The 9,917-nt window shown below is 68.1% G+C and carries 9 protein-coding genes; 4 read left to right on the forward strand and 5 right to left on the reverse strand.

Annotated elements, in window-relative coordinates:
* The 4 genes from AC1D1S_RS15880 to AC1D1S_RS15895 all read right to left on the reverse strand — a co-directional run.
* Positions 1-376: type IV toxin-antitoxin system AbiEi family antitoxin domain-containing protein (locus tag AC1D1S_RS15880; RefSeq protein ID WP_476994896.1), on the reverse strand; the 376-nt coding region annotated here is incomplete at its 3' end.
* Positions 377-915: 539 nt separating this feature from the next.
* Positions 916-2,016 carry a polyprenyl synthetase family protein gene (locus tag AC1D1S_RS15885; protein WP_476994897.1) on the reverse strand — a complete coding sequence of 367 codons (1,101 nt, stop codon included), beginning with the start codon at positions 2,014-2,016 and terminating at the stop codon, positions 916-918.
* A gap of 9 nt (positions 2,017-2,025) precedes the next feature.
* Positions 2,026-3,420, reverse strand: coding sequence for a geranylgeranyl reductase family protein (locus tag AC1D1S_RS15890; RefSeq protein ID WP_476994898.1), 1,395 nt, complete (start codon positions 3,418-3,420; stop codon positions 2,026-2,028).
* A gap of 12 nt (positions 3,421-3,432) precedes the next feature.
* Positions 3,433-4,224: a demethylmenaquinone methyltransferase gene (locus tag AC1D1S_RS15895; protein WP_476994899.1), complete on the reverse strand. Its 792-nt coding sequence runs from the start codon at positions 4,222-4,224 to the stop codon at positions 3,433-3,435.
* A 153-nt stretch (positions 4,225-4,377) separates the two neighbouring features.
* On the opposite strand from AC1D1S_RS15895, the gene AC1D1S_RS15900 reads away from it, so the two are divergent.
* The 4 genes from AC1D1S_RS15900 (at position 4,378) to AC1D1S_RS15915 (ending at position 8,729) form a co-directional block, all read left to right on the forward strand.
* Complete coding sequence (locus AC1D1S_RS15900) at positions 4,378-5,754, forward strand: isochorismate synthase (RefSeq protein ID WP_476994900.1); 1,377 nt, start codon at positions 4,378-4,380, stop codon at positions 5,752-5,754.
* A 241-nt stretch (positions 5,755-5,995) separates the two neighbouring features.
* Positions 5,996-6,949, forward strand: coding sequence for an ABC transporter substrate-binding protein (locus AC1D1S_RS15905; protein ID WP_028276660.1), 954 nt, complete (start codon positions 5,996-5,998; stop codon positions 6,947-6,949).
* A 35-nt stretch (positions 6,950-6,984) separates the two neighbouring features.
* Positions 6,985-7,956 (forward strand): amino acid ABC transporter permease, encoded by a 972-nt coding sequence (locus tag AC1D1S_RS15910; RefSeq protein WP_243181961.1) that lies wholly within the window; start codon positions 6,985-6,987, stop codon positions 7,954-7,956.
* Positions 7,953-8,729, forward strand: a complete 777-nt coding sequence (locus AC1D1S_RS15915; RefSeq protein ID WP_476994901.1) for an amino acid ABC transporter ATP-binding protein — start codon at positions 7,953-7,955, stop codon at positions 8,727-8,729. Before AC1D1S_RS15910 ends, AC1D1S_RS15915 begins: the two co-directional genes overlap by 4 nt.
* Before the next feature lie 82 nt (positions 8,730-8,811).
* Here AC1D1S_RS15915 and AC1D1S_RS15920 read toward each other — a convergent pair.
* Positions 8,812-9,917 (reverse strand): thiamine pyrophosphate-dependent enzyme (locus AC1D1S_RS15920; protein ID WP_476994902.1); only part of this gene is annotated, 1,106 nt, incomplete at its 5' end.

Below are 9,917 nucleotides of genomic sequence, written 5' to 3' on the forward strand. Positions count from 1 at the left end.
GGAGTGCATGGATCAGGACGTCGGCGAGTCCGGCCACGGGCAGCCACGGGTGCCGGAGGTGCCTGCAGCGGCCGTGGGCCACAGTGCCGGGCGGTGCGGCCCGGTGCCCAAGACACAAATGCATGGAGTGGGCCGGAGCCAAGGTCCACAAGCTGTAGCACGGAGCGGCCGACACGCACGTCAGCAACCCCTTCAGTTCGCGCGCCGCCCGGTAGGCACCGGAATCCTGCGGAAGCCCATAGTGCCCGCGGCGGATCCGCACTATGGTGCCCAGGGACACGGCCGTGGCAAGCCGGTGGCGGCTGAATCCGGCCCGGCCAAGGTCCGCCGTGGCGGCCGCTCCGCCCCGTGAAGCAAGATAAGTGGCAACGTCCATTCCGCCAATGTGCCCTGCCGGGGACACTTAGGGACCGGCCCCGCTGCGCCATGTGGAAAACCTCATCCCGGACATCCACAGCCGCCGTGGGGCACTTTGACTCCAACACGCCGAGAAACCAGCCTGGAAGCAGACCGCAGCGCGGCAAAGTGGCCCCGCTCGGCCGCAGTCACGCGAGCGGCCGCCTCATGTGCCCGGGGCGTCCGCCAAGCCGCCGACGAACCCGTGACAATCAAATTACAAAACCGCTAGACAGCATTACAAAGTTGTCATATGCTCTTTCTTGGGTTCACCAAATGCCTCCGGTGGATCTGATGCGAACGGAGAAATGGCCCCGGTTCGGCACAACGGAAGACTCGAACGTTGTGAGGAACCGGGGCCATTCCGTCTAAGCCGGAAGCCAGGTTAATCGGCAGGCTGCGCCCAGCCGGAAGAACCGGCCGGGGAGCGACTCCGGACCGGCTGTACCGCCGGGCCTGGCGTAGCTGGTGTGGCCGGGGACGGCCCCAAGGGCCCAGCGGCAGGACGGCGGTGGACGCCTAGCTGCTGCGGTCCACTACGGCGTGGGCGAAGCTGGTCAGCGAGGCCTTTACGACGCCCTCAGGCAGCGGGGCAAGGGCGGCAATGGCCTCATCGGCCCAGGTGCGTGCCACCACCCAGGACTGTGCAGTGACGGGGTGCTCCCGGAGTCCGGCCACGGCGGCGGCCAGGGCCTCATCCGAGCTAAGGTCGCCGTCGATCAGCGTCAGCAGTTCGACGGCGGCCTGGTCGCCGTCGCGGGCCGCGTTGCGCAGCAGCAGCACGGGCAGGGTGGGCACGCCCTCGCGCAGGTCGGTTCCCGGCGACTTGCCGGACTTGACCTTGATCCCGGTGACGTCAATGACGTCGTCGGCGAGCTGGAAGGCCACGCCCACCTTCTCGCCGTACTCGACCAGGATCGGCTCGTAGGCTTCGTCGGCGCCGGAGAAGATCGCACCCAGCTGCCCGGAGGCGGCCACGAGCGAGCCGGTCTTGTCCGCGATGACGGAGAGGTAGTGCGCCAAGGGGTCCTCGTCCGGKCGCGGTCCCACGGTCTCGTGCAGCTGGCCCAGGCAGAGCCGTTCAAAGGTGCGGKCCTGGATGCCAAGCGCCCGGGACCCGAGCTCCGAGACCAGGATGGAGGCGCGCGCAAAGATGAGGTCGCCGGTCAGGACCGCGACGGAGTTGCCCCAGACCTCGTGGGCCGTCGGCGCCCCCCGGCGGAACGGCGCGGAGTCCATGACGTCGTCGTGGTACAGGGTGGCGAGGTGCGTCAGTTCGACGACGACGGCGGCCTGCACCACTGCAGGCAGGGAGGCGTCGCCAAGGTGGGCGCACAGCAGGGTCAGCAGCGGGCGGATCCGCTTGCCGCCGGCTTCCACGAGGTGGCGCGACGTTGCGTCAGCCAGGGGATCGGAGTTGGCAATGGCTTCGCGCAGCTTCTTCTCGACGCGCGCCAGGTTGGTGGTGAGCGCCGGGCCCAGCTCGGGGTCGCCCGCGATGGCCGAGAAGCCTGCCGGCAGCTGGAGCCCGGTGGCGATCGCGGTGGTGTTGAGGCTGGGTTCAGCGCTCGGCAGGCCGTGTCCGGCGTGCGTCCAGCTTTGGTCTGCAGAGTTGGTCACGGGTTAACCCTAACTTTTTGTTGCGGAAACCGCGGAGTTGGCGCCGGAGTGCGGAACGCTGTCCGTGATGGACGCGGCCTTGTTGGACGTTGCCTGATTGGACGTTGCCTGATTGGACGTGGCGGGTACCAGGGATTCCAGGACCCGGATGACCCGGTCCTCGAAGCCCTTGGCGGCGGGATCGGTGAGGTTGGCCAGCATCCGCACCACGAAACGCATGAGCACGGGGACAGGCATACCGGTCCGTAGGGCCAGTTTCATGACGGCCGGCTTGCCTATCAGGGCGGCGAACGCCCGTCCCAGCGTGAAGTGTGAGCCCCACTGCTGGCGCACGTAGTCGGCGTAACGGGCAAGGTGCGCGTCGGCGGCCCTGGAAGCCTCTGCCCCGGTCCCCCAGCCGGCGGACGCCGACCGGGCAGCCGCGTCGGCGATGAATTCGGCCGCGAAGCGGGCGGACTCCATGGCGTAGGAGATGCCCTCGCCGTTGAACGGGGAGACCATCCCGCCGGCGTCGCCGAGGAGCAGCAGGCCGGGAGAATAGTGCGGGGTGCGGTTGAAGCCCATGGGCAGCGCGGCCCCACGGATTTCGCCCACCTGGTTGTCCGGGGTGAAGCCCCAGTCGGTGGGCATGCCGGCGGTCCATTCGCGCAGCACCTGCTTGTAGTCCAGCTTGCCGAAGTCCTTCGAGGAGTTCAGGATGCCCAGGCCCACGTTGGAGGTGCCGTCGCCGACGCCGAACACCCAGCCGTAGCCGGGCAGGAGTTTGCCGTCGCGGCCGGGAAGCTCGAGCCAGCCTTCCATCCAGTCGTCGTCGTGCCGCGGCGAGGTGAAGTAGGTCCGCACAGCCACGCCGAGCGGCCGGTCGTCGCGCTTGCCGATGCCCAGAGAGACGGCGGTGCGCGTCGAGTTCCCGTCGGCGGCGAGGACGACGTCGGCGCTGAAGTCGCGCGTCTCGCCGGTCTTGCGTCCGGAGTTGTCCAGCAGCGAGGCGCGCACGCCGGTGACCCGGCCATCCTCGGAGCGCAGCGCCTCGGTGACGCTGTGGCGTTCCAGCACGACGGCGCCCGCGGACTGCGCATGCCGGGCGAGCTGTTCGTCGAAGCCGAGCCGGGTCCGGATCAGCCCGTACTGCGGGAAGTCGGCAACCTCCGGCCAGGGCAGTTCGATCGTGCGGCCGCCGGCGATCAGGCGCAGGCCCTTGTTCCGCCGCCAGCCGTCGGTTTCGGGGTGGGCGAGTCCCAGCTTCTGGATCTCGCGGACCGCGCGCGGCGTGAGTCCGTCGCCGCAGACTTTCTCGCGGGGAAAGCTGGTTTTCTCCAGCACCGTGACGTCAATGCCGGCTTTGGCAAGGTAGTAGGCGGCGGTGGATCCGGCCGGGCCCGCCCCGACGATCAGTACATTCACAGCAGGGATCGGCTATCGGCCGGGCCGGGTGATGTTGCGGCGCAGCTTGGCCACGGGTCCGGTGTGGGCGGCCAGCGCCGCAGCGCCGGCGGCAGGGCCGGTTGAGGGGTCTGCCGGTTTCTGGGCCCGGTGCACGGCGACGATGCCGCCGCTGAGGTTGCGGTAGGTGACAGATTCCCAGCCGGCCTCCTGCAGCCAGGCCGCAAGGTGGTCCTGGTCCGGCCAGGCGCGGATGGACTCGGCGAGGTAGACGTAGGCGTCGGGGTTGGAGGAGGCCTTGACGGCGATGGCCGGCAGGGCCCGCATGAGGTATTCGGTGTACATCGTGCGCCACAGCGGCACCACGGGCTGGGAGAATTCCGCGATGACCAGCCGGCCGCCGGGCTTGGTGACCCGCAGCATCTCGGCCAGGGCCTTCTTCGGCTGGTTGACGTTGCGCAGGCCAAAGGAGATCGTGCTGGCGTCGAAGGTGTTGTCCGCGAACGGCAGGCGGGTGGCATCTCCGGCGATGAAGTCGATGTCAGGGCGGCGGCGCTTACCGACCTTGAGCATGCCGAGGGAGAAATCGCAGGCGATGACGTTGATGCCTGCGTCGGCGTACGGCTCGCTGGAGGTGCCGGTGCCGGCGGCGAGGTCCAGGACGTGCTGGCCGGCCGATACGCCCATGGCCTCCACCACCACCTTGCGCCAACGCCGTGTCTGCCCCAAGGACAGGACATCGTTGACGACGTCGTATTTGGGGGCGACGTCGTCAAACATCGTGGCTACTTCGTCCGGACGCTTATCCAAGGATGCTCGGTTCACCCTGACATTGTCTCAAATGATCGGCGCTCCCACGAACGGGCCGCCAATTGACGCGGCTTTCACCTGCGGCAACGGCCGCCGCGGCCCCGTGGAAGCCCGGCCGGCTCGTGTATATCCACCCAATGGGCGATCACGGGCTAGTGTTATGCCATCATGACGAGCACGTTCCGCACCTTGACAGTCCCCCTCGATGCCGAAACTTTCCCCGGGGGCCTGCCGTCGTTTCTGGTCCGGGACGATGTCCTCTGCTGGACCCGCCGCGAGGCCGGTCTCGTGGGCTTCGGCGAGATAGCCCGTTTCACCGCCACCGGGCCCGAGCGCTTCCTTGAAGCGGACATCTGGTGGCGCCACCAGGTCCTGGAGGCAGACATCCAGGACAGTGTTTGCTGCCCCGGCACCGGCCCGGTCGCCTTCGGCTCCTTCGCCTTCTCCAAGGCCTCCGCCCATGAGTCCCGGCTGCTGGTCCCGGAAATCGTTGTCGGGCTCCGTGACGGCCAGGCCTGGCTGACCCAGCTCACGTTCGACGACGGCGACCTCACCGAAGCCGGTGCCCGCGCCGCCCTGGACCGCTGGCTTCACAGCACCAGCGCCAATCCCGGGACCAGCGCGACCGTCGTGGACGACCCGGTGCCGGCGGCCGCGCAGGCCGGTGGCGCCGTCGTCCGTCCTTTGCCATTGGCCGCAGGGGCAACGTTGCACACCGGCTCGCTCAGCGAGGAAGGCTGGATGGCCGCCGTTGCCGCCGGCGTCGCGGAGATCCGGACCGGCGCCCTGGAAAAGCTGGTGCTGGCGCGGGACGTCGTGGCCACCGTCCCCACCGGCGTCAAGGCCGCCGAGGTGCTGCGCGAACTGTCCGCCCGGTACCGCGAATGCTGGACGTACGGGGTGGACGGGCTGGTGGGGGCTACTCCGGAAATGCTGATCCAGGTGGAGGGCCGCACCGCGCAGGCGCGCGTCCTGGCCGGCACCCTGGACCGCCGCGACGCCGATGGCATGGCGGGCTCGCCGCTGGAATTCGCCGAACGGGTGCTGGCCGGCTCCGAGAAGCAGCGGCACGAACACGACATCGCAATCCAGTCCCTGACCACGCAGCTGGCCCCGTTTTCCGAGGCCATGAACGCGCACAGCGAGCCCTTCATCCTCGAACTGCCCAATGTGTGGCATCTGGCCTCTGACGTCAAGGCTGAACTGGCCGAGGTGGAAGGCCACGTCCCCACGTGCCTGGCCCTGATCAACGCGCTGCATCCGACCGCCGCCGTCTGCGGTACCCCCACGACCGTGGCCGGGGCGCTCATCCGCAAGCTCGAGCACCTGGACCGCGGCCCGTATGCCGGGCCGGTCGGCTGGCTCGACGCGGCCGGCAACGGCGAGTGGGGCATCGCCCTGCGTGGCGCCGTCATCGAATCCCCGCACACGGTCCGGCTCTATGCGGGCTGCGGCGTGGTGGACGGCTCGGTTCCCGAGACTGAGCTCGCCGAGACGTGGGCGAAGTTCCGGCCGATGCTGGAGTCGCTCGGCATCAGCAGCTAGGCCGCGGGGCCGGTGACGCCGGCCGGGCCGGCGAATCGGCCGTCGGACTTGCACCGCAGGAACTGCCGAAACGGACAGGAATCCGGGATCACAGACAGATCGGGCATTAAAGATATTGCATTCGGGTCTGGTTTAGTTATCCAATAGTGAAACTTAGTTTTCTGTGACGTACATCTCTTGTTCGGCGATACACTATAAATCGGCCTCGTTACGCATCCCTCCGGCAACAAAAGGTAAGAAAATGCAGATCTCCCCTTCGCTCCTGAGCAACCCCGCAATGAAGGTCGCCACGGTGCTCGCCGTCGGCGCATTGGCCTTGACGGCCTGCACGAACGCCTCCGAGACCGGCCCCTCCGGCGCGGCTTCCGCTTCGGGCAGTGCCGCGGCCAGCTTTGACCCCAGCACGGTCCAGAAGGACGATGCCCTGGCGGCCATGTTGCCCGAGGCGATCAAGGCTAAAGGCACCCTGACCGTGGGCTCGGATACCTCCTACGCCCCCGCGGAATTCCTCGGCACCGACGGCCAGACCCCCGTGGGCTACGACGTCGACATCGCCAAGGCGATCGGCGCCGCGCTGGGCCTGAAGGTCCAGGTCCAGACGGCCGAATTCACCGGCATCCTTCCGGCTCTCGGCCCGAAGTACGACCTCGGGGTCTCTTCCTTCACGATCAACCCGGAGCGGCTTGCCGCGGTGAACATGGTCAGCTACTACCAGGCAGGTACCGGCTGGGCCGTTCAGAAGGGCAACCCCAAGAAGATCTCCCTCGATGACCTCTGCGGCAAGTCCATCGGCGTGCAGACCGGCACCATCCAGGAAGATCCGGACCTCTCGGACCGCAACAAGAAGTGCACCGCCGAGGGCAAGCAGCCCATTAACATCGTGACCCTCAAGACCCAGACGGACATCACCACCCGACTGGTCAACGGCAGCATCGATGCCATGGCCGCCGACTCCCCCATCATCGGCTACGCACTGACCCAGACCAACGGCCAGCTCGAGAAGCTCGGCGAAGTTTACGATTCTGCTCCCCAGGGCATCGCCGTCGCCAAGTCGGACACGGCCCTGGCGGACGTCGTCCAGAAGACCATGACCAAACTGATGGAAGACGGTTCCTACAAGAAGATCCTTGAGGGCTGGGGCGTCACCGACGGTGCCATCACCAAGTCCGAGGTCAACCCGGCGGTCGCGTCTTGAGCCTCCCCACAACCGGATCCGCAGCAGGGGCAGAGATGGACAGCCATCAGGACCCTCACGCCGCACCGGTACTGAACAATGCAGTACCGGTACGGCACCCCGGCCGCTGGATCAGCGCCATCATCATCGTCGGCTTCCTGCTTGCCTTCCTGCAGAGCCTGTTCACGAACCCCAACTTCCGCTGGGACGTCGTCGGCACCTACATCCTGGACACCAAGGTGGTCCAGGGCGTCGTATGGACCCTGTTCCTGACATTTGCGTCCATGGTCCTGGCCATCGTCCTGGCCATCCTCCTGGCGTTCATGCGGCAGTCCGACAACCCGGTGTTCCGCTGGTCCAGCTGGACCTGGGTCTGGTTCTTCCGCGGCACACCGATCTACACCCAGCTGCTGTTCTGGGGGCTCGCCACGGTTCTCTATCCGACGATCGTCCTCGGAATCCCGTTTGGTCCTGCAACCTACACCTGGGTGACCTCGGACCCCACCCACGGCCTGATCCCGGCCATCCTGGGCCTGGGCCTGAATGAGTCCGCGTATCTCGCAGAGATTTTCCGGGCCGGCCTGAAGTCCGTGGACCAGGGCCAAAGTGAGGCCGCCGAGGCCCTCGGCATGACAAAGGGCAAGATCATGCGGCGGATCATCCTGCCGCAGGCCATGCGCGTCATCGTGCCGCCCACCGGCAACGAGACAATCGGCATGCTGAAGACCACGTCGCTGGTCCTGGCTGTGCCATTCACGCTGGACCTGACCTTCGCGACGAACGCCCTGGCCAACCGGATTTACCTTCCCATTCCGCTCCTGATTGTCGCCGCATTCTGGTACCTCGTCATCACCAGCATCCTGATGGTGGGCCAGCACTTCATTGAGGCGCACTACGGCAAGGGCGTGGACAACCGGGTTCCGGCAGCGATCAACCCCGCCGCCGCCAAGGCGTCCGCAGCCGTGGCCCCCAGCGCCAACGCCGAGCCGGACCTCAAGATGGACTTCCCGGAGGAGGAGGCGAAATGACGATCACCACAGAGCAGCCCCTGGTCAAGATCGAGGGCCTTCACAAGTACTACGGCACACACCACGTGCTGCGCGGCATCGACCTGACCGTCAACCAGGGCGAGGTGTCGGTTGTGATCGGCCCGTCCGGTTCGGGCAAGTCCACCATGCTGCGCTGCGTGAACCTGCTGGAGACCATCAGTGCCGGGCGCATTTCGGTGGGCGGCGACCTGATCGGCTACCGCGAGGTCAAGGGCAGGCTCCATGACCTGAAGACCAAGGAAATCGCCGCCCAGCGCCGCGAGATCGGCATGGTCTTCCAGCGCTTCAACCTGTTCCCGCACAAGACCGCGCTGCAGAACATCATGGAGGCCCCGGTCCAGGTCAAGAGCCAGTCAAAGGCCGTCGCCCGCAAACGGGCACTGGAGCTCCTGGACCGGGTGGGGCTCGGCGACCGCGCCGGACACTACCCCTCCCAGCTCTCCGGCGGCCAGCAGCAGCGCGTGGCGATTGCCCGGGCCCTGGCCATGGACCCCGAGCTCATGCTGTTCGATGAGCCCACGTCCGCGCTCGACCCTGAGCTCGTGGGCGATGTCCTGAACGTGATGAAGGACCTCGCCAAGTCGGGCATGACCATGATCGTGGTGACCCACGAGATCGGCTTTGCCCGGGAGGTCGGCGACCGCCTGACCTTCATGGACGGCGGCATCGTCGTGGAGTCGGGCGACCCGCGGGAGGTCCTGGCCAATCCCCAGCACCCCCGCACCAAGGAGTTCCTCAGCCGGGTGCTCTAGCCCGGACAATTCCGCACCGATTTCGGGCAGCCGCTACGTGGATCCACGTAGCGGCTGTCCTTTTTTGTAGCGAAAACGGGCGCTACGTCTGCGGGAGGCCTTCCACGGCCGTGGCCACCGCGGCCCGGATGGCGCGGTGCAGTTCCCCGAGCCGGTGCCGGTCCGTGCGCACCTCGATGATGCTGCGGCCCTCCAGCGGGGCCGACAGCGCCTCGGCGAGCTCCGCCGTCGTGCCGACCCTGCGGTGCGGGACGCCGTATGCCGCGGCCAGCGCGGCGAGGTCCACCCGCTGCGGGGTGGCGAAGAGGCGTTCGACGGCGTCGCCGTAGCGCCCCGCCGCGGCGACTGTGCCGTGCTCCAGGAGCCCGAAGATGGCACCGCCGGCGTCATTGAGCACCACGATCCGCAACTGCGGTTCGGCCTCGCCGGCGCCGAGCAGGAGTCCCCCGGCGTCGTGCAGGAACGTCACATCCCCCATGAGAACGGTGGTTTCCTGGCCGCCGCCAAGCGCGATCCCGGTGGCGGTGGACGTGGTGCCGTCGATCCCGGCCAGGCCCCGGTTGGCGAACATGGTGGCCTGGGGTTCCGCGGGCGGCGCCCCAGCGAGGTCGACGTCGCGGATTCCGTTCGAGGAGCCCAGGACCAGCTGCCCGCGGGCGTGTTTCCAGACTTCGGCACCCACCGACGGGCCGGTCGCGGCCGGGGATGCGGCCAGGATCAGGTCCACTGCATGCTGCGCGGCGGCTCCTGCCAGCAGCCAGGCATCGAGCCAGGCGGCAGATCCGCGGCCGGCGAATTCCGCCAGGTCCGCCAGGGTTTCCAGCGGCAGTTCGGTGCGGCGGCCGGGTTCGTACCAGGCCACCGGAACGGGCTGGTACAGGGCCGACGGGACATCCGCCCGCTCCAGCAGCGCGCTCACCGGCCGGGAGAGCGTCGGCCGGCCGAAGAGAACCACGCGTTCGATCGGCTGTGCCGCGTCCGCGCCGAAGTGCTCGATCAGCAGCCGGTAGGGCCCCACCGCGTTGGGGCCGAAGCGGGAGTTGGAAGACGGCTCGGCCAGCAGCGGCAGGCCGTGCGCGCGGGCGAAAGCCTCGGCGACCGGGCCGGCGTCGTGCCCGGCCAGCACCACGGTGCGCCGCTCCGGCAGCGCCGTCGACGCGGYCGGAAAGTCCAGGGCCAGGGGGTTCC

The organism is Arthrobacter sp. P1_A5, from assembly GCF_056406825.1.

Coding starts and splice junctions, on each gene's coding strand:
- AC1D1S_RS15900 (WP_476994900.1), top strand. CDS start 4,378: ATGACGAGCACGTTCCGCACCTTGACAGTCCCCCTCGATGCCGAAACT.
- AC1D1S_RS15905 (WP_028276660.1), top strand. CDS start 5,996: ATGCAGATCTCCCCTTCGCTCCTGAGCAACCCCGCAATGAAGGTCGCC.
- AC1D1S_RS15915 (WP_476994901.1), top strand. CDS start 7,953: ATGACGATCACCACAGAGCAGCCCCTGGTCAAGATCGAGGGCCTTCAC.
- AC1D1S_RS15910 (WP_243181961.1), top strand. CDS start 6,985: ATGGACAGCCATCAGGACCCTCACGCCGCACCGGTACTGAACAATGCA.